Source organism: Geodermatophilus sp. URMC 60 (assembly GCF_053502585.1).
In genome coordinates, this window is sequence record NZ_CP199958.1 from 1,161,211 (window position 1) to 1,184,975 (window position 23,765).

The following is a 23,765-nucleotide window of genomic DNA, read 5'->3' on the forward strand; positions in this document are numbered from 1 at the left end:
ACCGGTCGCCGTCCCGGTGAGCTGCGCGAACCACGTGCAGGGACCGGCCGTGTGACGGATGGGTCGGGTGGTGTGCGGCCGGGCCCTCGGGCACGCCTCGGCTTGACCCGGGGCGGGGCGCACCGATGGTCCACCGTCGACCCTCGCTGTCCCCTGGAGCGTTCCATGCCGCAGCCCGACGCCCGTCCGTCCTCCGGCGCAGACCCGGCCCTGCAGGAGATGCGAGGCGTCGTCGAGGCGATCCACCGCTCCCACGGCGTCGTCGAGTTCGCGCTCGACGGCACCGTCCTCGCCGCGAACGACAACTTCCTGTCGCTGATGGGGTACGAGCTCGCCGAGGTCCAGGGGCAGCACCACCGGCTGTTCTGCGAGCCGGAGCTGGTCCAGAGCAGGGAGTACGCCGACCTCTGGCGTCGGCTGGCCGGTGGCGCCTTCGAGTCGGGCCTGTTCAAGCGGCTGGCCAAGGACGGCCGGGTGGTGTGGCAGCGGGCGACGTACAACCCGGTCCTGGACGACGCCGGACGCCCGGTGAAGGTCGTCGAGCTCGTCACCGACGTCACCGAGCCCGTACGCGAGGCGACCGAGCAGCGCGGCGCGGTCTCCGCGATGGACCGCTCCCAGGCCGTCATCGAGTTCGCCCTCGACGGCACCGTGCTCACGGCGAACCGGAACTTCCTGGACCTCATGGGGTACCGGCTGCAGGAGATCTCCGGCAAGCACCACCGGATGTTCGTCGACCCGGTGCAGGCGGCCGGGGACGAGTACCGCGCGTTCTGGGAGCGCCTCGCGCAGGGTGCGTTCGAGGGCGGCATCTACCGGCGGCTGGCCAAGGGCGGCCGCGAGGTGTGGCTGCAGGCCACCTACAACCCGATCCTCGACGACACCGGCACGCCGCTGAAGGTCGTCAAGCTCGCCAGTGACATCACCGCCGCCAAGCTGGCCGACACGGAGTTCCGCGGCCGTGTCGCGGCCATCGACCGGGCCCAGGCGGTCATCGAGTTCGCGCTCGACGGCACGGTGCTCGCGGCCAACAAGAACTTCCTGGAGGCCATGGGGTACGCCCTCCACGAGGTCCAGGGCCGGCACCACCGGCTGTTCTGCGACGCCGAGGTGGCCAACAGCGAGGAGTACGCCCAGTTCTGGGAGCGGCTGGCCAGCGGCGCCTTCGAGAGCGGCGAGTTCCGCCGGCTGGCCAAGGGCGGCCGCGAGGTGTGGCTGCAGGCCACCTACAACCCGATCCTCGACGACACCGGCAAGCCGCTGAAGGTGGTCAAGTTCGCCACGGACATCACCGAGGCGAAGATGCTCAACGCCGACTACAAGGGCAAGGTCGCCGCGATCGACCGGGCGCAGGCGATCATCGAGTTCGACCTCAAGGGCCGCATCCTCACGGCCAACCAGAACTTCCTCGACGCCGTGGGTTACACGCTCCCCGAGATCCGGGGCAAGCACCACCGGATCTTCGTCGACCCCGCCCACGCCGCGTCCGACGCGTACGCCGAGTTCTGGGAGCACCTGGGCAAGGGGAAGTACGAGTCCGGCGAGTTCAAGCGGTTGGACAAGGACGGGCGGGAGGTGTGGCTGCAGGCCACCTACAACCCGATCCTCGACGAGAACGGCCGCCCGCTGAAGGTGGTCAAGTTCGCCGCGGACGTCACCCGCGAGAAGCGGCGCAACGCCGAGTTCCTCGGCAAGGTCGCCGCGATCGAGCGGGCCCAGGCGGTGATCGAGTTCGACCTCGACGGCACGGTGCTCGCCGCCAACCGGAACTTCCTGCAGGTCATGGGCTACAGCGCCGGCGAGGTCCAGGACAAGCACCACTCGCTGTTCTGCGACCCCGCCTACGCCGCGTCCGACACCTACCGCGAGTTCTGGCGCAAGCTCCGCAACGGTGACTACCACGCGGGGGAGTACCGCCGCGTGGCCAAGGACGGCCGGGACGTCTGGATCCAGGCGACCTACAACCCGATCCTCGACGACTCCGGCAAGCCGTTCAAGGTCGTCAAGTTCGCCATGGACGTGACCGAGGAGAAGCTGCGCCGGGCCGAGGTCGCGGCGCGGGTCGACGCCGTCGACCGCGCCCAGGCGGTCATCGAGTTCGACCTCGAGGGCAACGTCCTCGGGGCCAACGAGAACTTCCTGCGGACCATGGGGTACTCGGCCCGGGAGATCGTCGGGCACCACCACAGCGAGTTCTGCGACGACGACTACATCCGCTCGCAGGCGTACCGCGACCTCTGGCTCGCCCTCGGCAGGGGGGAGGTCATCGCCGGGCGGTTCCACCGGCGGGGCAAGTTCGGCCGCGACGTGTACATCCAGGCGACCTACAACCCGATCCTCGACCTCGACGGCAAGCCGGTGAAGGTCGTCAAGTACGCCTACGACGTCACCGAGCAGGTCGTCCGCGAACAGCGGGTCGAGGCCGGCGCGCGGGAGATGACCGGGCTGGTCCGCCGGCTGTCGGCGTCCATCGAGAGCGTCTCGCAGAACTCGCGGACCGCCACCGGCCTGGCCGAGGAGACGCAGGGCAACGCCGAACGCGGTGTCGAGGCGCTGCGGGCCTCGCTGGAGGCGATCGGGCTGATCCAGAAGTCGTCGGTGGCGATCACCGAGATCGTCCGTGTCATGGGCGAGATCGCCAACCAGACCAACCTGCTGGCCTTCAACGCCTCGATCGAGGCGGCCCGGGCCGGCGAGCACGGCGTCGGCTTCTCCATCGTGGCCGGCGAGGTGCGCAAGCTGGCGGAGCGGTCCTTCGAGGCCGCCCAGCAGATCGGCACGCTGATCGACGAGTCGGCCGAGCGGGTGCAGCAGGGCTCGGAGGTGTCCCGGCGGGCGGAGTCCGCGTTCGAGCGCATCGTCGGCAGCGTCACCCGGACCAACGAGGCCATCCAGAGCATCTCGGCGTCCACCCAGGATCAGCAGGAGACCTCCCGCGCGGTCGACCAGCTGATCGCCCAGCTCGCCAACTCGGGCTCCTGACGGTGACGGCGGTGGTCGAGGAGAGCGGGGGCGACGTCGTCTACGGCCTGCTGCGGCTGGCCGGCATGGACGTCGCGCTGCCGCTGTCCGCCCTCCGGGAGGTCGTCCCCTGCCCGATGGAGCTCGCCGGGCTGCCCGCCTCCGCGCCCGGGCTGCTGGGCGCCGTCGAGCTGCGCCGGCTGGTGCTCCCGGTCGTCGACCTCCGCCCGGTCATCGGGCGACCCGACGAACGGCGTCCGGACCAGGTGGTCGTGGTCGTCGCCCACGACGGCCAGGTGCTCGGCCTGCTGGCCGACGAGGTCCGCGGGGTGACCACGCTGCCGTCGTCCATGCTGGTGGCGGCCCGGACGCACGGCGAGCGGCTGCTCTTCTCGCACACGTTCCGGCACCCGGACAGCGGCCGGGCACACAGCGTGCTGGACGCCGAGGCGGTGCTCAGCCGCCCTGGCGTCCCCACCGTGGACGACGTGACGCGGGAGGCCTCGGCCCTCGGCGGTGCGGCCCGTGGCGGCGGCGCGGTGCGCATGCTGACCGTCGTCCGCTGCGGCGACCACCGCTTCGCCATCGACGCCGCGCACGTGCACACGACGCTGCCCACGCCCGACCTGCGCACCTCGGTGCTCTCCGGCCCCACCTGCTCGGGTGTCACGACCTACGCCGAGCGCGAGGTCCCGGTGGTCGACCCGCTGGCGCTGCTCGGGCTGGGCCGGCTCGCGCGGGAGCAGATCGGCGCCGGGCTGGTCCTCGACGTCGGGACCGGCTACGTCGTCCTCGCGCTCACCACGCTGCTCGAGCTGGCCGAGGTGCCGGCCGCCGACGTCCTCCCGCTGCCCGCCCACGCCGTGGCCCGGCCGGACGTCGTCACCGGCATGGTGCAGGTCGACGGTGTCGGCGACTGCCTCGTGCTGGCGGGCGACGCGCTGCTCGCCGACCCGCAGGTGGCCGGCTTCGCGTCGGTCAACACCGCCGTCGCCGCCGCGGACGACCGCGGCGACGACACCGCGTCGGCCGCCGCCGTCGCCGCAGCGGCCGCGGCCGGAGCGCCGAGCTACCTGACCTTCTCCCTCGGCGTGGACGTGGCGGTGCCCTTGGAGCAGGTCGTCGAGATCCTGCCCTTTCCCGCGTCGCTCACCGACACCGCCGTGGACGGCCTGCTCGGGACGATCGTGCACCGGCAGACAGCGGTGCCCGTCTTCTGCCTGTCGACCCTGCTCGGCCGCGAGCAGCGACCCCCGACGGCGACGTCGTGCCTCCTGCTCGTCAGCGTGGACGGCGAACCGGCCGCCTTCGCGGTGGAGGTGTTGCGCTCGATCGACCCGCTGACGTGGCGGGACGAGACGCAGCAGGTGCGCGGAGCCGCCGAGGAACGGGGGACGACGTTGCGCACGGCGCCCCTGGTGCGCGTCGGGGCGCACGCCCGCCTGCTGCCCGACCTCGACCTGCGGGCGATCGCGCGCCGGGCGGCCGCCGAGCGCACGGCGACCCGGACGCCGGAGCTGACCACCGCCGGCTGACGGCGCGGCGCCGGGTCAGTCCCCGGCGCGTGCGACCTGCACCCGGGCGCCCGACACCGCGACGCACCGCCCGTGGTCCCCGGCCGCCTCGGCCAGGTCGGCGAGGACCGTGCCCAGAGCCCGCCGGGAGACCCGCATGCCCTCGACGTCGCCGGTGTCGGAGAGGGCGGCCGGCTCCTCGCCGTCGGTCAGGTACACCGGCTGGACGAGGGTCCAGGCCAGACCGCTGTCGCGGACGATCCGCTCCTGCCGCTCGTGGTCGGCGATCTGGGGACGCAGCAGCAACGCGAACACCAACCGGCTGGACACCGGCAGCCGGTCCCGTGTCTCCCCGACGCCGTAGGACGACTGGACGACCAGCCGCCGCACGCCGTGCTCCCGCATGGCGGTGACCACGGTCGCGGTGCCCCGCGAGCGCACGTCCGGCGCGGTCCCCGCACTGCCGAGCAGCCGCACCCGCAGCGGGTGCTCGCTGATGCCCAACGTGACCACGACGGCGTCCTGACCCCGGACGGCGCGGCCGACGTCCTCCGGCACGGTGGCGTCGCCGTCCACCGCCCGGACCCCGGCACGGCTCCCGAACACCGTGCTCGCCCGGCGGGCGAAGGCGGTCACCTCGTGCCCCCGGCCGGTGAGCGCCTCCACCGCCGCCCGGCCCGATCCCCCGGTTGCTCCCACGACCAGCACCTTCACGTCCCTGCTCCTCTCCGGAGAGCCGGCCTCGTGGCCGGCACTCCCGATGCTGGTGAGCCGGGGCCGCCGGGCCCATGACCGCACGTCCGGGGTCCATGCCCGTTCGTCCGGACGGCCTGGACGGCCGGTGGCAGGGGCGACAGGGTGGGGACGTGACCACCCTGTCGCCCGACCGGCCGTGGACGCCGGTCGACCCCGTCGGCGGCGTGCTCGCCGACCTGCGGATCCGGGGCGTCTTCTACTGCCGGGCGGAGGCCACCGCTCCCTGGGGGGTGGAGATGCCCGCCCTCGACGGCTGCATGAGCTTCCACGTCGTCACCGGGGGCAGTTGCGTGCTGGAGGTCGACGGCGCGCGGTCGGTGCTGAGCACCGGGGACCTGGCGCTGGTGCCGCACGGCCGGGGCCACCTGCTGCGCAGCAGCCCGGACGCACCGATCGCCGGCCGGGCGGACCTGCTGCCCCAGCGCTACCTCGCGGAGCACTACTCGGTGCTGCGGCTGGACGGCGGCGGGGCGCCGGCCGGCATGGTGTGCGGCGTCGTCCAGCCCGACCGGCCCGGTGCGGCCCACCTCCTCGACCTGCTGCCGCCGGTACTGCACGTCGACGGACGTGACGCCGCTCGCACCGGCTGGCTGCCGGTGCTGCTGGGGGTGATCGCCGACGAGTCGCGGCACGACCGGCTCGGCTCCGAGGCGGTGGTCACCCGGCTCGCCGACGTCGTCGTCATCCAGGCCGTACGTGCCTGGCTCGACACCGCGGCCACCGGGCCGGGCTGGTTGCGGGCCCTTCGGGACCCGCAGGTGGGCCGGGCGGTGTCACTGCTGCACCAGGAGCCGGGAGCGGCGTGGACGCTGACCCGCCTGGCCCGGGAGGCCCGGATGTCGCGCTCCTCCTTCGCCGCCCGCTTCACCGAGCTCGCCGGGGAACCTGCCATGCACTACCTGGCCCGGTGGCGGATGCACCTGGCCACCGTCGCGCTGGCCGACGGCGCGCGGGTCGGCGAGCTGGCCCGGCAGCTGGGCTACGAGTCCGAGGCCGCCTTCTCCCGGGCCTACAAGCGGGTGGTCGGCGTCCCGCCGGTCACGGCGACGCGGAGGAACCCCGGACGCGCCGAGGCGCCGGCCACAGCGGGTGCGGCTGGCTGAGACCTCCCGCGGCCGCACTGGCCCTGCAGGTGGAAGGACCCCCTCCTCCCCACCGCTCGCACGCTCGCGGCGGTGCCCGGGAGGGGGCCGAGCGGTGGGCGCAGGGGGTCCTCGTTCAGGTGCGGGCCTCCTGCGCCTCGGCGCGCAGGTGGAGGGCCAGCTCGGCGCACAGCTCGGCCATCGCCTGCGGGGCGCTGCGGCAGAAGCCGGGGAAGCTGAGGTAGCCGTGCGGCATGCCGACGTACGTCGTCGTCCGCACCGGCACCCCTGCCGCCCGCAGCGCAGCCGCGTAGCGCAGGCCGTCGTCGCGGATCGGATCGAGTTCGGCCACCTGGACCAGTGCGGGCGGCAGTGCGGAGTGATCGGCGGCGAACAGCGGCGAGACGTACGGGTCGCGCGGGTCCTGCCCACCCAGGTAGAGGTCCCGGTAGGCCACGCAGTCGGCCTTGGTCAGCACCGGCGCGTCCGCGTTCTCGTCGATCGACGGGCTGGACAAGGTGAGGTCGGTGGCCGGGTAGACCAGTCCCTGGAAGGCGATCCGCGGCCCGCTGCGGTCCCGCGCCATCAGCGCGACCACGGCGGAGAGGTTGCCGCCGGCGCTGTCGCCCATGACCGCCAGGCGGTCGGGGTCGGCGCCGAACTCCGCCGCGCGGGCCACCACGTCGCACAGCGCGGCATAGCAGTCCTCGGCGCCGGCCGGCCAGCGATGGGTGGGCGCGAGCCGGTAGTCCACGGACACCACGACCGCCCCCACCGCGGCCGCGACGCTGCTGCAGTGCCAGTCGACGCCGTCGAGGTCGCCGAGCACCCAGCCCCCGCCGTGGAAGTCGACCTCGAGCGGCAGCGGACCCTCCGCGCCCGCCGGTCGGTGCACCCGTGCCGGCAGCCGCCCGACCTGGCCCGCCACCTCGACCTGCTCCTGCTCCGTGCCGGGCGCCACCCCGCCGAACACGAAGTCGACCACGCGGTTGTGGCCCGGGTGACGCGCCTGCGCTTTCGCGATCCCCTCGGCGTCCAGGCGGGTGATCGAGAAGCGACCGCTGAGCAGTCCCAGCAGCCGCACCCGAAGGTCCATCCTCGGCGCCATCGGTCCGCTCGCCCCTGCCGTTCTCAGCCGGCCGCGCGGAGGTCCTTGCGGAGGATCTTGCCGGCCGCGGACTTCGGCACCGCCTCGATGAACTCGACGATGCGGATCTTCTTGTGCGGCGCCACCTTGCCGGCCATGAACTCGATGACGCCGTCCTGCGTCAGCGTCGAGCCGGGGGCCCGGACGACGAAGGCCTTGGGCAGCTCCTCGCCGCTCTCCTTGTCCGGGACGCCGATGACCGCGGCGTCGGCGATCTCGGGGTGGCTGATCAGCACGGCCTCGAGCTCGGCCGGGGCCACCTGGTAGCCCTTGTACTTGATCAGCTCCTTGACCCGGTCGACCACGGTGTAGCAGCCGTTGTCGTCGACGATCGCGACGTCGCCGGTGTGCAGCCAGCCGTCGGCGTCGATGGTCTCCGCCGTCGCCTCGGGGTTGTTGAGGTAGCCCTTCATGACGTTCGGACCGCGCACCCACAACTCGCCGCGCTGGCCCGGGGCGGCGTCCTCCCCGGTGGCGGGGTCGACCAGCCGGCACTCGGAGTTCGGGACGGCGAAGCCGACCGAGCCCTTGGGGACCGAGCCCTCGGCCGCGCCCGGCGGCTCGGCGCCCAGGTCGGGGGTGGTGTGCGAGACCGGGGACAGCTCGGTCATCCCGTAGCCCTGGGCGACCGTGACGCCGCTGTCGGCGCCCTTGCGCAGCCGCTGCTCGGCGGCGAGGGCGAGCTGCTCGTCGAGCGGGGCGGCACCGGAGAGGATGGAGGTCAGCGAGGAGAGGTCGTACTGGTCGACCAGCGGGTGCTTGGCGAGCGCCAGCAGGATGGGTGGCGCCACGAAGGCCCGGGTGATCTTGTGCTCCTGGATGGTGCGCAGGAAGTCCTCGAGGTCGAACCGCGGCAGCGTCACCACCGCGCCACCCCAGGCCAGGCCCTGGTTCATCAGCACGGTGAGCCCGTAGATGTGGAAGAACGGCAGGACGGCGATGATCCGCTCGTCCTGCCCGAGCCGGATCAGCGGCCGGCACTGCGCCACGTTGGCCACCAGGTTGCGGTGGGTGAGCATGACGCCCTTGGGCAGGCCCGTGGTGCCGCTGGAGTAGGGCAGCGTGACGAGGTCGTCGGCCGGGTCGATGTCGACCTGCACCGACGGTGCGTCGGTGGACAGCAGGTCCACCAGGGACGCGTGGCCCTCGGCGCCGTCCATGACGACGATCTCGCCGACCGGGGACTTCTCCACCGCCGCCAGGGCACGGTCGAGGAAGGGCGAGACCGTGATCAGGATCTTCGCGCCCGAGTCGCGCAGCTGGAAGGCGATCTCGTCGGGCGTGTACAGCGAGTTGATCGGCGACATCACGCAGCCGGCGGCGGCGATGCCGTGGAAGACGACCGGGTACCACGGGGTGTTCGGGCAGAACATGGCCACGACGTCGCCCTTGCGCAGGCCGCGGGCGTGCAGCGCGGCCGCGACGCGGTCGACGTAGGCGGCCAGCTGGCCGTGGCTGATGACGTCGCCCCTGAGACCGTCGATGAGCGCGGGGGCGTCGGGCTTCTCGCGCCCGGCCGCGAGGACGAACTCGGGGACGGAGACGTCGGGGATCTCGACGTCGGGGAAACGGCTGGCCAGCGCCACGGGTAGAGCTCCTTCGCACGTCGGTGTGGCGTCAGTCTCACATCCCCGGTGGCCGCCGCCACAAGGGGGTTACCCGCTGGTACCCCGGACGTGTGGTCAGCGCGGCCAGAGCACCGACTGGGTGCAGCGGAACAGCGCGATCGTCTTCCCGGTCCCCTCCGCGGCCACCACGGCGTCCCACACCTGCGTCGTCCGCCCGGCGTGCGCGTTGGTCGCCACGGTGGTGATCCGGCCCTCGCGGAGGGTGCCGAGGAAGTTGCTCTTCAGCTCGATGGTGGTGAAGCCCGCCGCCCCCTCCGGCAGCAGCGCCCGGGTGGCCAGCCCGCAGGCGGTGTCGGCCAGCCCGATGACGGTCGCGGCGTGCAGGTAGCCGTTGGGTGCCAGCAGCTCCGGGCGGACGTCGAGCGCGGCATCCAGCCGGCCGGGCTCGTGTGCGGTGACGGTCAGTCCGAGCAGGCCCGGCAGGGTGCCCGGGAGCAGGGCGTTGAGCTCGTCGGCGGTGTGGAACCCGGTGGCGGCCATGCGCGCGAAGGTAACCCGGCCCCGTCCGGAGGCTCGCCGCGAGCTTGCGAGCGGTGAGAGGGACGGGGTCCTTCCACGAGGCGTCCGGGGCAGAGGGGTCCTCTTTCAGGCCAGGCCGCGGGTGGTGCGGGCCGGCGGCCGGTCGCCGCGGATCGCGGCCACCATGTCCAGCGTCTGCCGGGTCGCCGCGACGTCGTGCGCTCGGAACACCGTCGCCCCGAGCCAGGCGCTCACCGCGGTCGCCGCCAGCGTGCCCGTCAGCCGCTCCCCCAGCGGGACGTCGAGGGTCTCGCCGACGAAGTCCTTGTTCGACAGCGCCACCAGCACCGGCCACCCCGTCGCGACCAGCTCGTCGAGCCGCCGGGTGGCCTCCAGCGAGTGCCGGGTGTTCTTGCCGAAGTCGTGCCCGGGGTCGACCAGCACCCGCTCGCGGTCCACGCCTGCGGCGACCGCGGCCTCGGCGAGCGCCGTGGTCCGGGCCACCACGTCGGCCACGACGTCGTCGTAGGTGACCCGGTGCGGGCGGGTGCGCGGCGGCAGACCGCCGGCGTGCGTGCACACGATCCCGGCGCCGGCCTCGGCGGCCACCGCCGCCAGTTCCGGCTCGACGCCGCCCCACGCGTCGTTGACGACGTCGGCGCCGGCGGCCAGCACCTCCCGGGCCACCTCCGCCCGCCAGGTGTCGATCGAGATCGGCAGGGCCGGGTGCGCGGCGCGGATGGCGGCCACCAGGTCGACCGTCCGGCGGACCTCCTCCACGGGCGAGACCTCCTCGCCGGGGGCGGCCTTGACCCCGCCGACGTCCACCATGTCCGCGCCCTCGGCGACCACCCGGTCCACCCGCTCGACGGCGGCCGCCAGCTCGTAGGTCGCGCCGCGGTCGTAGAAGGAGTCGGGGGTCCGGTTGACGATGGCCATGACCACCAGCCGGCCGGGCGGCACGTCGAGAGCACCGAGCCGCAGCAACCCCGCTCCCCCCGCCGACGCGCTGTGTGGTGGAGTCAGCAAACCAGACCCGCGGAGCAGGAGGAGACGCTCATGGCGCAGACCACGGTGGAGGGCATCGACGGTGTGCTGGCGAAGGTCGGCCAGCACCTCGGGCACAGTGACTGGCTCGAGATCACCCAGGAGCAGGTCAACCAGTTCGCCGAGGCCACCCACGACCACCAGTGGATCCACGTCGACGTCGAACGGGCGAAGAAGGAGAGCCCCTTCGGTGGCCCCATCGCCCACGGCTACCTGACGCTGTCGCTGGTCTCGGCGCTGTCCGCGCAGATCATCGAGGCGAAGGGTTTCCGGATGGGCGTCAACTACGGCGCCGACAAGATCCGGTTCATGTCCCCCGTGCCGGTCGGCGCCCGCATCCGGGCCTCGGCGACCCTCGACGAGGCCAAGCAGTTCGAGGGCGGCGTGCAGATGACCCTGGGCATCACGATGGAGATCGAGAACCAGCCCAAGCCGGCGATGGTCGCTGCGATCCTCTTCCGCCGCTACGTCTGAGTAGGGGCTCGTCCCCAGCCGGGACGGGGCCGGCAGCGGCCCCGTCCCTGGTCCACTGGCCCCGTCCCGGTTCCCGCCCCGAGCTTGCGAGGGGTGGGGGGACGGGTCCTTCTCAGTCCACCAGGGCCTGGTTGACCAGCTGGCGGAGGTGGTTGCGGATCGGCAGCGTGCTCGACGGCAGCAGCTGGGTATAGAAGCCGACGGTCACGTCCTCCACCGGGTCCACGTAGAAGGCCGTGGACGCCGCCCCGCCCCAGCTGTAGTCGCCGAGGCTGGACAGCACGCCGTAGCGCACCGGGTCGATCACCATCGAGAAGCCCAGCCCGAAGCCAACCCCGCGCAGCGGCGTCTCGGCGAACAGCGGCCGTCCGAAGGTCTCCAGGTCCTGGTTGCCCGGCAGGTGGTTGCGGGTCATCAGCGCGATCGTGCGCGGGCCCAGCAGCCGGCCGCCGTCGTAGGAGCCGCCGCGGCGCAGCAGCTCGACGAAGCGCAGGTAGTCCGCGGCGGTGGAGACCAGCCCGCCGCCGCCGGAGAGGAACACCGGCTTGGAGAGCGCGGTCGCGCCCATCGCGTCGTACGGGGCGAACCCGGTCGGGGCGCCGCCGGGCTGCCCCGGGACGGCGGCGTAGAGCCGGGCCAGCGACTCGGGGTCGTCGCCTTCGCGCAGGCCGAAGGAGGTGTCGGTCATGCCGAGCGGCCGGAAGATGCGCTGCTCGAAGAACTCGTCGAGCGGCTGGCCGGAGAGGACCTCGACCAGCCGGCCCAGGACGTCGGTGGAGACGCCGTAGTTCCACTCCGACCCGGGCTGGAAGACCAGCGGGATCGCCGCCCACTGGCGGCAGACCTCGGCGGAGTCCGCGCCGGCGGGGGTGCCCCACTCGTGCCCGGCGGCCCGGTACATCGCGTCGACCGGGTGGGCGTGGTGGAAGCCGTAGGTGAGCCCGGAGGTGTGCGTGAGCAGGTGCCGGACCCGGATCGGCTCCATCTGTGGCTGGGTGACCGGCTTCTGGGCGGAGCCCGCGACGTAGACGCGGGTCTCGGCGAACTCGGGCAGCCAGCGGGAGATGGGGTCGGAGAGCTCGAAGGCGCCCTCCTCGTACAGCATCATCGCCGCGACCGAGGTGACCGGTTTGGTCATCGAGTAGATGCGCCAGCGGGTGTCGGTCTCGACCGGCAGGCCCTCCTCCACGTTGCGGGAGCCGGCGCGGCCGACGTGCACGAGCCGCCCGTGCCGGGCCACGGTCACGAGGAACCCGGGGAGCTGGCCGTCGTCCACCCAGCGGGCCAGCCGCCGGTCCAGCCGGGCCAGCCGACCGGCGTCGAAGCCCACCTCGGCGGGGTCGGTGTCCACCTCGAGTGCCGTCACGCGTCCTCCGTCCCTCACGCCGCCCGCCGTCGGACGGCGACTGCCCGGGCATCCTGACCCACGCGCTCGCGGGCCGGGTCACAGGGGGGCAGCCGCCGTCCCGACGGCGGAGGACGGCCCCCTTGCAGGGTCCCGCCGCGAGGGCGCGAGCGGTGGGAGGCAAGGGGGTCCTTGCTCAGACGGGGACGTTGCTGGCGGCCTTCTTCAGGTTGGAGCCCGCGGTGACCTTGACGGTGTTGGCGGCGGGGATGTCGATCGACTCGCCGGTCTGCGGGTTGCGGCCGGTCCGCGCGGAGCGCTGGGTGCGCTCGACGGTCAGCAGGCCGGAGACGGCGACCTTCTCGCCGCGGGTGATGGCGTCGACGAGCTCGTCCTGGAGCCCGGCGAGCACCGAGTCGACGGTCGAGGTGGGCACGTCGGCCCGCTTGGCGATGGCGGAGACGAGTTCGGCCTTGTTCACGGTGTTCCTTCCGTGTCGGTGACAGAGCGTGCCGACCACGCCAGATGGCGCGGTCGGACCGCAGGCACGGTGCCATGCCCCCCTGACAACTCGCCACCGAGGGGGTCGAACGGGTCCCTCTCGTCCCACCGGTCCCTCGAGGTGGAGCCGTGCCCGCGCAGTGTCCGGACGGCCCCCGACCCAGAGCCTGTCTACGGTTCGGGCATGCCAGTGATCCCCGGGACCGACCTCACCGTCAGCGACCTCTGCCTGGGCGGCAACGTGTTCGGCTGGACGGCGGACGAGCCGACGTCCTTCGCCCTGCTCGACCGCTTCGCCGACGCGACGGTCAGCACCCTGGCGCCGTTCGTCGACACCGCGGAGATGTACGGCGACGGCCGCTCCGAGGTGATCCTCGGCAACTGGATGGCCGAGCGCGGCCTGCGCGACCGCATGGTCGTGGCGACCAAGGCCTCGCCGGGGCGCAAGGAGCACCCGCTGTCGGCGCCGGAGATCCGCGCCGCCGCCGAGCGCTCGCTGCGCCGGCTGCGGACCGACCGGATCGACCTCTACTACGCGCACTACGACGACGAGAGCACGCCGCTGGAGGAGACGCTGCGCGCCTTCGACGAACTGGTGCAGGGGGGCAAGGTCCGCTACGTCGCGGCGTCGAACTACTCGCCGGAGCGGCTGACCGAAGCGCTGGAGACCTCCGAGCGGTCGGGACTGGCCCGCTACGTGGCGCTGCAGCCCCACTACAACCTCATGGAGCGGGCCGCCTACGAGGACGGGCTGCGGGATGCCGTCATCGCGCACGACCTGGGCGCACTGCCCTACTACGGGCTGGCCAAGGGCTTCCTGACCGGAAAGTACCGGCCCGGCGAGCAGGTCGACTCGCCGCGGGCCCGAGGGGCCTCGGCCTACGTGGGGGAGCGCGGCGACCGCGTGCTGGCCCCCCTCGGGCAGGTGGCGGACGCGCACGGGGTGACGGTCGCGGCGGTGGCGCTGCGCTGGCTGGCCGACCGGCCCACCGTCGTCTCGCCGATCGCCAGTGGCCGGTCGGTGGAGCAGCTGGCCGACCTGCTGCCCATGCAGGACCTCGCGCTCACCGAGGAGGAGACGCAGGCGCTCGACGCCGCCAGCTCCTGACGGAGGACCCCTGCCCCCACCGCTCGCGGGCTCGCGGCGGGACCCTGCAGGGGCCATCCGGAGCTCGGGGCGCCGAGGGGCCGGCGCACCCGTCAGCGCCGGGCGACCGCCGCGGCGAGGTCGTCGACGCGCAGCAGGCCGATGACGGCGCCGGTGGCGTCGGTGCAGACCACCGGGTCGAAGCGCAGCGCCGGCGGCCGGGTGAGCGCCCGCTGCAGGACGGCGACGACGTCGTCGGAGGAGTGCACGCGCAGCGAGACCGGCGCGGTGTAGGGCTCCGTCGTCCGGGGGCAGGCCAGCCACAGCGCCACCGGCTGGCCCCGCTCGGCCAGCAGCACCGCCGGGGGGACGGCGGGCGGCGGCTCGGCGACGTCGGCCTGGCGGACCGGGCGCACGAGGGCGGCGACGCCGTCGGCGACCTGCGCGCGGGCGACGTGCGTCCGGACCAGGGCGGCGACCTCGGGCGCCAGCGGGGCGAAGTCGGGCGCGGGGCGGCCGAGCAGCCAGCCCTGGGCCAGCGGTACGCCCAGCCGGGTCAGGGTGGCCAGCTCGCCCGCGGTCTCGACGCCCTCGGCCAGCAGCCGGGCGTCGATCCGGCCGGTGAACTCGCCGACCATCTCGGTCAGCGCGGCGCGGACCGGGTCGTCGTCGACGCCGGTCACCAGCGCCCGGTCGAGCTTGACGAACTGCGGGCGGACGACGGCCATCTGCTGCAGGCCCGACCAGCCCGAGCCGGCGTCGTCGAGCGCCACGCGGGCGCCGCGGGCGCGCAGCCGGTCGGTCTGCCGGCGCAGCGCGTCGAGGTCGTCGACAGGTGTCCGCTCGGGCAGCTCGACGACGACGCGGGACAGGTCCGGCAGGCCGGCGAGGGCCTCCTGGACCGGCGCGCTGCCGAGCAGGTGCGGGTCGACGTCGACGGCGAGGAACGTGTTGTCGGGGAGCAGGGGGACGGCGGCCAGGGCCTTGGTGACCGCCAGCGCCTCGAGATCGGCGGCCAGCCCCCAGTCGGCCGCGGCGGCGAACCAGACGTCGGGGCCGGCGGTGCCCGGGAAGCGGGCGAGCGCCTCGTAGCCGACGATCCGCACCGCGGCGAGGTCGACGATCGGCTGGAACACCAGCGTGAGGTCCCCGGGGTCGGCGAGCAGCGGGCGGCACTCGGGCAGGCTGCGCGCACGGGTCGCCGTCATGGGAGCCCATCGGCGCCCACCCCGCGACGCTCGACCCGCGAGCCGCACGGCTCCCCCCGACGGGGGAGGTCGTGGCGGCGACACGTGCGGGTGACGATCCGGGTCCGCGGGGGAGCCGCGTGCCAGGATGTGGGGTCGACGCGGCCGGTGCACGGGCCGCCGACAGCGGACGAGGGAGCGCGCGATGGCGTCGGCACCCCCGTCCCCCGACGTGCTCACCGACCCCGAGCGCGTCGCCGCGGCCCGGCGCCTGCTCGCGGAGGCGGCACCCGGCGTCCACGACCGGCTGGCCGAGCTCGCCGCACGGCTGACCTCGGCCTCGGCGGCGTTGGTCTGTCTCGTCACCGACGCCGAGGTGCCCGTCGGGTCCTGCGGTCTGCCGGCGTCGGTCGTCAGCCGCCCGCTGCCCCTCGACGGTTCCCCGTGCGCGGTGACCGTCCGGCTCGGCGTCCCCCTCGTCGTGGCGGACGCGGCGCACGACGAGCGGCTGGCCTCCCTGCCGGCGGCCGTCGACGGGGCCCTGGTCGCCTACCTCGGCGTCCCCCTGCGGGCACCGTCCGGGCAGGTCGTCGGAGCGCTCGCGGTGTTCGACGCCGTCCGGCACGACTGGTCGGTCGATGCGGTCGCCGCGCTGGAGAAGCTGGCCGCCTCGGTGGTGGCCGAGCTCGAGCTGTCCGCCGCCCGGTCGGCCGCGGACGCCTCGCTCATGCGCCTGGAGCTGGCGCTCGAGGCCGGTGCCGTGGGCACCTGGGAGGTCGACCTGCAGCGGGGCACCATCGAGTGGGACGAGCGCTGCGCGGCGATCTTCGGCTACGACTCCACCGTCCGCATGGGCCTGGACCGGCTGTTCGGCCTCCACGTGCACCCCGAGGACCGTGCACGCGCGGAGGAGGAGATGCAGGCCGCGATCGACGCGCTGGCGCAGTACACCGTCGAGCTGCGGGTCGTGCGCGCCGACGGTGGAGTGCGTTGGACGGTCAGCCGCGGCCGGGTGCTGGCGGGGCCGGACGGCGGACCGGAGCAGATCGTGGGCACGGTCGTCGACGTCACCGAGGCCCACGAGCAGGCCGACCGGGAGCTGGACGCGATCCGCCGGGCCGCCGCGATCGCCGAGGTCGCCGCCGAGCTGGCCGGCGCCACGCGGATCACCCAGCTGGCCGAGATCGCGCTGCGGGCCGCCGGGGTGCTCGGCGCCGCGTCGATCGGGCTGGCGGTGTTCGACCCGCGCGACGACCGGCTGTACCTGCACCTCACCCGCCGCATCGTCGACAGCGTGGCCAGTGCCGCCGACGTCGAGCTGCCCGTCGGCGGGGTCGAGACGCCCCTGGACGACGAGCTGCCCACCCAGTGGGTCGCCCGGCACGGCGAGCCGCTGCTGTTCACCGACGCCGCCGCGGCCGAGGCCCGCTTCCCCCGCATGGCCGAGGTCAACGAGGTGCTCGGCAGCCGGGCGCTCGCCGCGCTGCCGCTGCGGGTGGAGGCCCGGCTGATCGGCGCCTTCGTCGTCGTGTGGGCGACCCACCACGTGTTCAGCGACACCGACGTGGAGCTGCTGGAGGGGCTGACCGCGCAGATCGCGCTCACCGCCTCGCGGCTGCAGGCCGACGCCGTCCGCGCCGACGCGGTGGCCGCCATGACGGAGGCCAACGGCCGGCTGCAGCTGCTCGCCGACACGGGACGGGTGCTGTCGGGGACGCTCGAGATCACCCGGCAGATCGAGCAGCTGGCCGACCTCGTCGTCCCCACCCTGGGTGACTGGTGCTGGCTGGTGGTCACCGACGAGCAGGGCCGGCTGCACGAGATGGCCTCGGCGCACCGTGACCCGCAGCTGCGCGCCCAGCTGGAGCTGTACGTCCACTCGATGATCGCGGTGATGACCGAGGAGGCCGCCGCGCCGGTGGTCACCCGCACCGGCCGCCCGCTCGTGCTGCCCCACATCGACGCCGAGCGGATCGAGCGGGCCATCCCCGAGCCGGCGACCCGCGAGCTGCTGGGCCGGCTGGGACTGGACTCCGGCGTGATCGTCCCGCTGGTAGCGCGCGGGCAGTCCCTCGGCGCCCTGGGGTTGTTCAACGGCGCGGCTCGGGGGCCGCACACGCCGGCCGAGGTGGAGACCGCGGTCGAGGTGGGCCGCCGTGCCGGCCTGGCGCTGCACCACGCCCGGCTCTACGGCCAGCAGCGGGAGCTGGCGGGAGCGCTGCAGCACAGCATGCTCACCGACCCGCCGGAGCCCGACCACTGCGAGATCGTCGTCCGGTACGTGCCCGCCGCGGAGGGCGCGGAGATCGGCGGCGACTGGTACGACGCGTTCCTCGAGGCCGGTGGGGCGACCGTGCTGGCCATCGGCGACGTCGTCGGCCACGACACCCGGGCCGCCGCGGCGATGGGCCAGGTCCGCGGCCTGCTGCGCGGGATCAGCTACTCCAGCGGAGCCCCGCCGGCGCAGGTGCTGACCCAGGTGGACCGCGCCGTCCGCGGCCTGGGGCTGGACACGATGGCCACGGCGCTGGTCGCCCGCCTCGAGCAGGGTGAGGACGACCTGCGCGCCGAGCGGACGTGGCTGCGCTGGTCGAGCGCGGGCCACCCGCCGCCGGTGCTGGTCCTGCCCGACGGGCAGGTGCAGGTGCTCGACGACGACCTGCCCGATCTGCTGCTCGGCGTCGACCCGTCCGCGCCGCGGCGGGACCGCCTCGTGGCCGTCCCCTCGGGCAGCACGGTGTTCCTGCACACCGACGGGCTGGTCGAGCGCCGCGACCGCGACCTCGACACCGGCACCGCCGCGCTGGTGGCCGTGCTGACCGAGTACGCCGCGCTGCCGCTGGCCGACCTGTGCGACCGGGTGCTCGAGCGGCTCTTCCTGCCCGACGCCGAGGACGACGTCGCGCTGCTCGCCGTCCGGCTGCACCCGCAGGGCCGCCCGCGTCCGCCCGAGGCCGGTCCGCAGGTCCTCCCGCCAGGCATCGCGCCGGCGCCCGCGGTGCACCCCGAGGCCGGCACCGCGACCTGAGAGGACCCCCTGCAGTCCCCGCGGCCCCGTCCCGGGCCCCGCCCCGAGCGGAGCGAGGGCTGTGGGAGGACGGGGTCCTTCCACGGTGAGGAGGACGGGGTCCTTCACCGGTCGCGGCGGCGCCAGCGCGCCGGGCGCCCGACGCGCACCTGCAGCAGCCGCCGCCGGGCCCGGCCCGGCAGGTCCACGGCGACCGGGGCCTCCCATCCGCGCCAGACGGAGAGCACCCGCAGCACGGCGACGAGCACGATGACCACCGCGGCGACCGGGATGGGTTCGAGGCCGACGGGGCCGGCGAGCACGGTGAGCGCGATAGCCCCGAGCAGCGCGGCGACCGCGTTGTACGGGCCGGGCTGGACGATGTCGGCGCGCTGGGCGAGGAGCACGTCGCGGATGACCGCGCCGCCGACCGCGGTGAGCGTGCCGACGAAGACCACGCTGGCGCTGGGCAGGGCTGCCAGCTGCGCCTTCTGCGCGCCGATGACGGTGAAGAAGCCGAGCGTGACGGCGTCGAGCACCACGAGCAGGCCGGTCAGCCGGGACAGCCAGCCGGAGAAGTAGAAGGTCACCGCCGCGGTGATCGCCACGGTGGGCAGGTAGGCGGGATTGGTGAGGGCGACCGGCGGCAGGTCGCCGAGCAGCACGTCGCGGACCAGCCCCCCGCCGAGCCCGCCGCTGACGGCCAGCAGCAGCACACCGGAGACGGCGAACCCCTCGCGGGCGGCGAGCAGCCCGCCGGTCAGCGCGCCGATGACGATGGCGGCGAGGTCGACCGCCGCCGGCACCCGCAGCGTCTCGGCGGCCGCGGCGAGGATCTCCACGGCCGCATCCTCCCGCCTCGCCCACCGACACCGGCCGCGGCCGCCGTCGTCCCTCCCTCGTTGCGGTGATCACGGGGTCGTCGCCCTCGCCGGCGGCCTGTCGTGCCGTGTCGGCGACGACACCCCGTGATCAACACGGCGAGGGGTCGTCACCGCCGGTGACAGGAGGGCGCGGACGCCGCTAGCTTGCGGCTCCGGCTCCACCCGCCGCTCGCCGAGGAGGTCCCCATGGCCGTCCGCCGTCCCGGCAAGGACGACGTCGCCGCGCTCGCCCGTTCGTACGGAATGCAGCCCAGCGACGCCGACCTCGACATCTACTCCGTGCTGGTCGCCGCCGCCTTCGACTCCTACGACGCGGTCGAGGAGCTGTACGCCGGCATCGCCCCGCAGGCACCTGGCGACCGGCCGAGCACCCGCCCGGCCGAGGGGGACGACCCCCTGGGCGCCTGGTACGTCCGGACCGAGATCCGCGGTAGCGACCACGGCCCGCTGGTCGGCCGGACCGTGGCGGTCAAGGACAACGTCGAGGTCGCCGGCGTCCCGATGATGAACGGCTCGCACACGCTCGAGGGCTTCGTCCCCCAGCGCGACGCGACCGTGGTCAGCCGGTTGCTCGCGGCCGGCGCGACGATCACCGGGAAGGCCGTCTGCGAGGACCTCTGCTTCTCCGGCGGCAGCCACACGTCCGTCACCGGCCCGGTGCGCAACCCCTGGGACCCGTCCCGCACGACCGGCGGCAGCTCCAGCGGCAGTGCGGCGCTCGTCGCCTCCGGGGAGGTCGACCTCGCGATCGGCGGTGACCAGGGCGGCTCGATCCGGATGCCCGCGGCGTTCAGCGGCATCGTCGGCCACAAGCCCACCCACGGTCTGGTGCCCTACACCGGGGCGTTCCCCATCGAGCTGACCCTCGACCACCTGGGCCCGATGACCCGCACCGTCGCCGACGCCGCGGCGATGCTCGACGTCCTCGCCGGCCGCGACGGCCTGGACCCCCGCCAGCCGGGCGGCCTGCAGCCCCAGCAGTACGCGGCCGCTCTGGACGGCGACGTCTCCGGGCTGCGGGTCGGGGTCGTCGCCCAGGGCTTCGGCTGGGAGGAACTTTCCGAGGACGGTGTCGACGACACCGTCCGGGCGGCCGCCGGACGACTGCGGGAGCTGGGCGTCGAGGTGGTGGACGTCGACCTGCCCTGGCACCGGCACGCGATCCACGTCTGGAACGTCATCGCGACGGACGGCGCCGCGACCCAGATGATCAACGGCGAGGGGTACGGCCACAACTGGGAGGGTCTCTACGACCCCGAGCTCGTGGAGCACTACGGCCGGCAGCGACGGGAGGTGCCCGACCGCTGGTCACCCACGGTGACCCTCGTCGCGCTGGCCGGGCGCTGGTCGGCCCAGCAGCTGCACGGTCGCCACTACGCGATGGCCCAGGACCTCGCCATCGAGCTGCGCGAGCGCTACGACCAGGCGCTCGGCCACGTCGACCTGCTGGTGATGCCGACCGTGCCGATGGTGGCCCCGGAGATCCCCCTGCCGGACGACCCGCTGGAGATCCGGGTGGCCCGCGCCCTGGAGATGATCGTCAACTGCGCGCCGTTCGACGTCAGCGGTCACCCGGCCACCAGCGTCCCGGCCGGGCTCTCGCAGGGCCTGCCGGTCGGGATGATGCTGGTCGGCCGCCGGTTCGAGGACACCACCCCGCTGAGGGTGGCGCACGCCTTCGAGCAGCTGGTCGGCGGCTTCCCGAGCCCGCCGGCCCGCTGACGCGCTCACCCCGGTCCCGCCGTGATCATGGGGTCGTCGCCGGCCGACACGGCGTGTCGAGCCGTATCGGGGGCGACGACCCCATGATCAACGGGAAGGGGGGGAAGGGGGAGGGAGGGGGTCGAGGCCGGCCGCGGTCACTGACCGGGCGGGACCTCCACCGAGGTCGCCGTCCCCCGGCGCAGCTGGCCGTCATGGGTGGACATCGTCTCCTGGCGGCCGGGCTCCTCCCGCAGGATCGCCGCGCCCTTCCAGTCCTCCGGGATGGCGAAGGCGTCGACCAGCGTGACCATGTGCGGGCGCAGGTCCTTGAGCAACGCGTTCACCGTGGTGGTCAGCGCCTTGGCGCGGTTCGGCGTCAGCCGGCCGTGCTCGAGGAACCATGCCCGGTCGGCCTCGATGGTGGTGAGTGCGTACAGGTCGCAGACCCGCTCGAGCAGGGCCTTCGCGCCCGCGTCCGTCGTCCGCTCGATGCCGGCGACGAAGGCCTCCAGCACGATGCGGTCGACGTGCGCGTGCGCGGTCTCCAGCACGTGGTCCTGGACGTCGTTGAAGACGTCGAAGGGCTGGGCGCCCGGGGTCTCCGCGCCGCGCCGCAGCCGCCGGATCGCGCCCTCCAGCAGGTGCTTCTCGCGGTCCTCGAGCATCTTGAGCTGCCAGCCGCGGTCGAGCAGCGGCACCTCGTCGTCCCGGCCGGGGACGGCGTCGACCAGGCGGGCGATCAGGCCGCGGGCCGCCGTCCGCTCCAGCACGGTCTCGCGGACCATGTCGGCGATGAAGCCGACCTTGCCCCAGCCGTCGAGCGAGCCGAAGGCGTCGCGGTAGCCGGTGAGCAGGCCCTTGGCGACCAGCTGCAGCAGGACGGTGTTGTCGCCCTCGAAGGTGGTGAAGACGTCGGTGTCGGCCTTGAGGTGCGGCAGCCGGTTCTCCTGCAGGTAGCCCGCACCACCGCAGGCCTCGCGGGCCATCTGGATCGTCCGCGTGGCGTGCCAGGTCTGCGCGGCCTTGAGCCCGGCGGCCCGGGACTCCAGCTCCCGCTGCCCGCCCTCGTCGAGGTCCTCCGCGCCCTGGACGTCGTGCATGGTGCCGACCAGCTCCTCCTGCGCGAAGGAGTACGCGTAGGTGGTCGCCAGGGCCGGCAGCAGCTTGCGCTGGTGCACCCGGTAGTCGTTGAGCAGGACCTCGCGGTCGGCGCCCGGCGCGGAGAACTGCCGGCGGGTCTCGCCGTAGCGGACGGCGATGTCGAGGGCGAGCTTGGTCGCCGCCGACGCGGAGCCGCCGACGCTGACCCGGCCGCGGACCAGCGTGCCCAGCATGGTGAAGAAGCGGCGGGTCTCGTTCTCGATCGAGCTGGTGTAGGTGCCGTCCTCGGCGACCTGGCCGTAGCGGTCGAGCAGCATGTCCCGCGGCACGGTCACGTGGTCGAAGCCGAGCCGGCCGTTGTCGACGCCGAGCAGGCCGGCCTTGGGGCCGTCGTCCCCGATGGTGACGCCGGGCGCCGGGTTGCCCTGCTCGTCACGGATCGGCACCAGCCAGGCGTGCACGCCGTGCCGCTCCCCCCTGGTGACCAGCTGGGCGAAGACGACCGCCATCCGGCCGTCCTTGGCGGCGTTGCCGATGTAGTCCTTGCGCGCGGCCTCGTGCGGCGTGTGCAGGTCGAACGTCTGCGTCTCGGGGTCGTAGGTGCACGTCGTCCGCAGCTGCTGGACGTCGGAGCCGTGCCCGGTCTCGGTCATGGCGAAGCAGCCGGGCAGGTCGAAGCTCATGATGTCGCGCAGGTACGCGTCGTGGTGCCGCTCGGTGCCCAGCGCCTGCACGGCGCCGCCGAACAGACCCCACTGGACGCCGGCCTTGACCATCAGCGACAGGTCGGTGAAGGCCAGCATCTCGATCGCGGTGACCGAGCCGCCGGCGTCGCCCTCGCCGCCGTACTCCTTGGGGTAACCGAGGACCACGCGGCCGGACTCGGCGATCTTGCGCGCCATTCGGGTGACCCGCTCGCGGGCCTCCTGCACGTTCTCGCCGTAGGCCGGCAGCAGGTCCGGGTCGTGCAGGTTCTCCCGCGCGTCGCGGCGCACGTGGCCCCAGCGGCCGTCGAGCACCTCGGTGAGCGCCTTCGGGTCCACCGCGTGCGGCAGGCTCGTCGTCACTGCTCTTCCTCCTCGCTGGCGCTCGTCGCCCGAGTGCCGACAGTCGTGCTGTGTTCCCTGCGTGACCTCGCGAGCTGGGTCACGGCCTCCTGCTCCTCGCGGGTCACGACGCCGGAGAGTCCGGCCCAGGCGAGATCGGTCAGGTGCGCCGCGAGTTCCACCCGGGGCATCGGGCGATCCGCCTGCAACCACCAATCGGCAGCCGAGCGGACCAGGCCGACCAGGCCGTGGCCCCACGGGAGCGCGGCGGCGGGGTCGCGGCCGGCCTGCTCCAGGGCCACGGCCACCAGGGCGGCCGCCTCGTCGCCGACGAGGTGGGAGAGGTTGGCGATCGGGTCCGTGTCACCAGCTCCCTGGCCGGCCGGCCGGTCCGGTGCCTGGACGACGAACCGGTACAGCTCCGGGTCGGCCTCGAGGAACGCCAGGTAGGTCTCGACGGCCGCGGCCACCATCTGCCGCGGGCCGCTGGCGCTCTCCAGCGCCTCGCGCAGCCGTGCGGTGAGGGAGCCGGCCACCCGGGCGCAGACGGCGACGTGCAGCTCGGTGCGGTCGGCGAAGTGCCGGTAGACGACCGTCTTGCTGGTGCCGGCCGCCGTGGCGATCTCCTCCATGCCGACGCCGGCGCCGTGCCGGCCGACCGCGGCGATGGTGGCGTCGACCAGTTGCTCGCGGCGGGCACGCCGGTGCTCGTCCCACCGCGAGTCGCGGCGGTCGCGCCTCGACGTCTCGGCTTTCACGGCACCGACAGTACCTGATACCGTGGGTGTCAGGCACTCGTCGGGGCGGTCCCGTGCCGTCCCTGCCCCCATCCAGT

At 74.1% G+C, this 23,765-nt stretch carries 18 protein-coding genes; 7 read left to right on the forward strand and 11 right to left on the reverse strand.

Annotated elements, in window-relative coordinates:
- Positions 1–165: 165 nt before the first annotated feature.
- Positions 166–2,982: a methyl-accepting chemotaxis protein gene (locus tag ACWIX3_RS05585; RefSeq protein WP_448611087.1), complete on the forward strand. Its 2,817-nt coding sequence runs from the start codon at positions 166–168 to the stop codon at positions 2,980–2,982.
- A gap of 11 nt (positions 2,983–2,993) precedes the next feature.
- A complete protein-coding gene (locus ACWIX3_RS05590; RefSeq protein ID WP_448611088.1) occupies positions 2,994–4,496 on the forward strand; it encodes a chemotaxis protein CheW in 1,503 nt (500 codons plus the stop codon).
- A 15-nt stretch (positions 4,497–4,511) separates the two neighbouring features.
- Here ACWIX3_RS05590 and ACWIX3_RS05595 read toward each other — a convergent pair whose 3' ends face one another.
- A complete protein-coding gene (locus tag ACWIX3_RS05595; protein WP_448611089.1) occupies positions 4,512–5,189 on the reverse strand; it encodes an NAD(P)-dependent oxidoreductase in 678 nt (225 codons plus the stop codon).
- 152 nt (positions 5,190–5,341) lie between these two features.
- On the opposite strand from ACWIX3_RS05595, the gene ACWIX3_RS05600 reads away from it, so the two are divergent.
- Positions 5,342–6,334, forward strand: a complete 993-nt coding sequence (locus tag ACWIX3_RS05600; protein ID WP_448611090.1) for an AraC family transcriptional regulator — start codon at positions 5,342–5,344, stop codon at positions 6,332–6,334.
- 115 nt (positions 6,335–6,449) lie between these two features.
- Here ACWIX3_RS05600 and ACWIX3_RS05605 read toward each other — a convergent pair whose 3' ends face one another.
- The 4 genes from ACWIX3_RS05605 to folP all read right to left on the reverse strand — a co-directional run bounded on the left by ACWIX3_RS05605 (position 6,450) and on the right by folP (position 10,534).
- Positions 6,450–7,397 carry an alpha/beta hydrolase gene (locus ACWIX3_RS05605; RefSeq protein WP_448611091.1) on the reverse strand — a complete coding sequence of 316 codons (948 nt, stop codon included), beginning with the start codon at positions 7,395–7,397 and terminating at the stop codon, positions 6,450–6,452.
- A gap of 47 nt (positions 7,398–7,444) precedes the next feature.
- Positions 7,445–9,046: a 4-coumarate--CoA ligase family protein gene (locus tag ACWIX3_RS05610; protein ID WP_448611092.1), complete on the reverse strand. Its 1,602-nt coding sequence runs from the start codon at positions 9,044–9,046 to the stop codon at positions 7,445–7,447.
- 96 nt (positions 9,047–9,142) lie between these two features.
- On the reverse strand, positions 9,143–9,568 hold the full coding sequence (locus ACWIX3_RS05615; protein WP_448611093.1) for a PaaI family thioesterase: 426 nt from the start codon (positions 9,566–9,568) through the stop codon (positions 9,143–9,145).
- A gap of 105 nt (positions 9,569–9,673) precedes the next feature.
- The gene (gene folP, locus ACWIX3_RS05620; protein WP_448611094.1) at positions 9,674–10,534 is read right to left on the reverse strand and encodes a dihydropteroate synthase; all 861 of its coding nucleotides are present in this window, start codon (positions 10,532–10,534) and stop codon (positions 9,674–9,676) included.
- A 72-nt stretch (positions 10,535–10,606) separates the two neighbouring features.
- Between folP and ACWIX3_RS05625 the strand changes: the two genes are divergently transcribed.
- On the forward strand, positions 10,607–11,068 hold the full coding sequence (locus ACWIX3_RS05625; RefSeq protein WP_448611095.1) for a MaoC family dehydratase: 462 nt from the start codon (positions 10,607–10,609) through the stop codon (positions 11,066–11,068).
- Between the two features lie 112 nt (positions 11,069–11,180).
- On the opposite strand, the gene ACWIX3_RS05630 is transcribed toward ACWIX3_RS05625, so the two are convergent.
- Together ACWIX3_RS05630 and ACWIX3_RS05635 are read right to left on the reverse strand one after the other, a co-directional pair.
- Complete coding sequence (locus tag ACWIX3_RS05630) at positions 11,181–12,434, reverse strand: serine hydrolase domain-containing protein (protein WP_448611096.1); 1,254 nt, start codon at positions 12,432–12,434, stop codon at positions 11,181–11,183.
- Positions 12,435–12,609: 175 nt separating this feature from the next.
- Positions 12,610–12,894: an HU family DNA-binding protein gene (locus ACWIX3_RS05635; protein WP_091223132.1), complete on the reverse strand. Its 285-nt coding sequence runs from the start codon at positions 12,892–12,894 to the stop codon at positions 12,610–12,612.
- A gap of 204 nt (positions 12,895–13,098) precedes the next feature.
- Between ACWIX3_RS05635 and ACWIX3_RS05640 the strand changes: the two genes are divergently transcribed.
- Complete coding sequence (locus ACWIX3_RS05640) at positions 13,099–14,022, forward strand: aldo/keto reductase (RefSeq protein WP_448611097.1); 924 nt, start codon at positions 13,099–13,101, stop codon at positions 14,020–14,022.
- Between the two features lie 92 nt (positions 14,023–14,114).
- On the opposite strand, the gene ACWIX3_RS05645 is transcribed toward ACWIX3_RS05640, so the two are convergent.
- Positions 14,115–15,209, reverse strand: coding sequence for an EAL domain-containing protein (locus ACWIX3_RS05645; RefSeq protein WP_448611098.1), 1,095 nt, complete (start codon positions 15,207–15,209; stop codon positions 14,115–14,117).
- Between the two features lie 184 nt (positions 15,210–15,393).
- Between ACWIX3_RS05645 and ACWIX3_RS05650 the strand changes: the two genes are divergently transcribed.
- A complete protein-coding gene (locus tag ACWIX3_RS05650) occupies positions 15,394–18,216 on the forward strand; it encodes a SpoIIE family protein phosphatase (protein WP_448611099.1) in 2,823 nt (940 codons plus the stop codon).
- A gap of 104 nt (positions 18,217–18,320) precedes the next feature.
- On the opposite strand, the gene ACWIX3_RS05655 is transcribed toward ACWIX3_RS05650, so the two are convergent.
- Positions 18,321–19,037, reverse strand: a complete 717-nt coding sequence (locus ACWIX3_RS05655; RefSeq protein ID WP_448611100.1) for a trimeric intracellular cation channel family protein — start codon at positions 19,035–19,037, stop codon at positions 18,321–18,323.
- 228 nt (positions 19,038–19,265) lie between these two features.
- Between ACWIX3_RS05655 and ACWIX3_RS05660 the strand changes: the two genes are divergently transcribed.
- Positions 19,266–20,801, forward strand: coding sequence for an amidase (locus tag ACWIX3_RS05660; RefSeq protein WP_448611101.1), 1,536 nt, complete (start codon positions 19,266–19,268; stop codon positions 20,799–20,801).
- Between the two features lie 137 nt (positions 20,802–20,938).
- Here the strand turns inward: ACWIX3_RS05660 and ACWIX3_RS05665 are convergent, their stop codons facing one another.
- A complete protein-coding gene (locus ACWIX3_RS05665; RefSeq protein ID WP_448611102.1) occupies positions 20,939–22,951 on the reverse strand; it encodes an acyl-CoA dehydrogenase family protein in 2,013 nt (670 codons plus the stop codon).
- Positions 22,948–23,688: a TetR family transcriptional regulator gene (locus ACWIX3_RS05670; protein ID WP_448611103.1), complete on the reverse strand. Its 741-nt coding sequence runs from the start codon at positions 23,686–23,688 to the stop codon at positions 22,948–22,950. Before ACWIX3_RS05670 ends, ACWIX3_RS05665 begins: the two co-directional genes overlap by 4 nt.
- Positions 23,689–23,765: the final 77 nt, after the last annotated feature.

What these genes read in the sequence shown, in the direction of transcription:
- ACWIX3_RS05585 (WP_448611087.1), top strand. Translation starts at nt 166, where the DNA reads ATGCCGCAGCCCGACGCCCGTCCGTCCTCCGGCGCAGACCCGGCCCTG.
- ACWIX3_RS05615 (WP_448611093.1), bottom strand. Translation starts at nt 9,568, where the DNA reads ATGGCCGCCACCGGGTTCCACACCGCCGACGAGCTCAACGCCCTGCTC.
- ACWIX3_RS05625 (WP_448611095.1), top strand. Translation starts at nt 10,607, where the DNA reads ATGGCGCAGACCACGGTGGAGGGCATCGACGGTGTGCTGGCGAAGGTC.
- ACWIX3_RS05640 (WP_448611097.1), top strand. Translation starts at nt 13,099, where the DNA reads ATGCCAGTGATCCCCGGGACCGACCTCACCGTCAGCGACCTCTGCCTG.
- ACWIX3_RS05645 (WP_448611098.1), bottom strand. Translation starts at nt 15,209, where the DNA reads ATGACGGCGACCCGTGCGCGCAGCCTGCCCGAGTGCCGCCCGCTGCTC.
- ACWIX3_RS05650 (WP_448611099.1), top strand. Translation starts at nt 15,394, where the DNA reads ATGGCGTCGGCACCCCCGTCCCCCGACGTGCTCACCGACCCCGAGCGC.
- ACWIX3_RS05660 (WP_448611101.1), top strand. Translation starts at nt 19,266, where the DNA reads ATGGCCGTCCGCCGTCCCGGCAAGGACGACGTCGCCGCGCTCGCCCGT.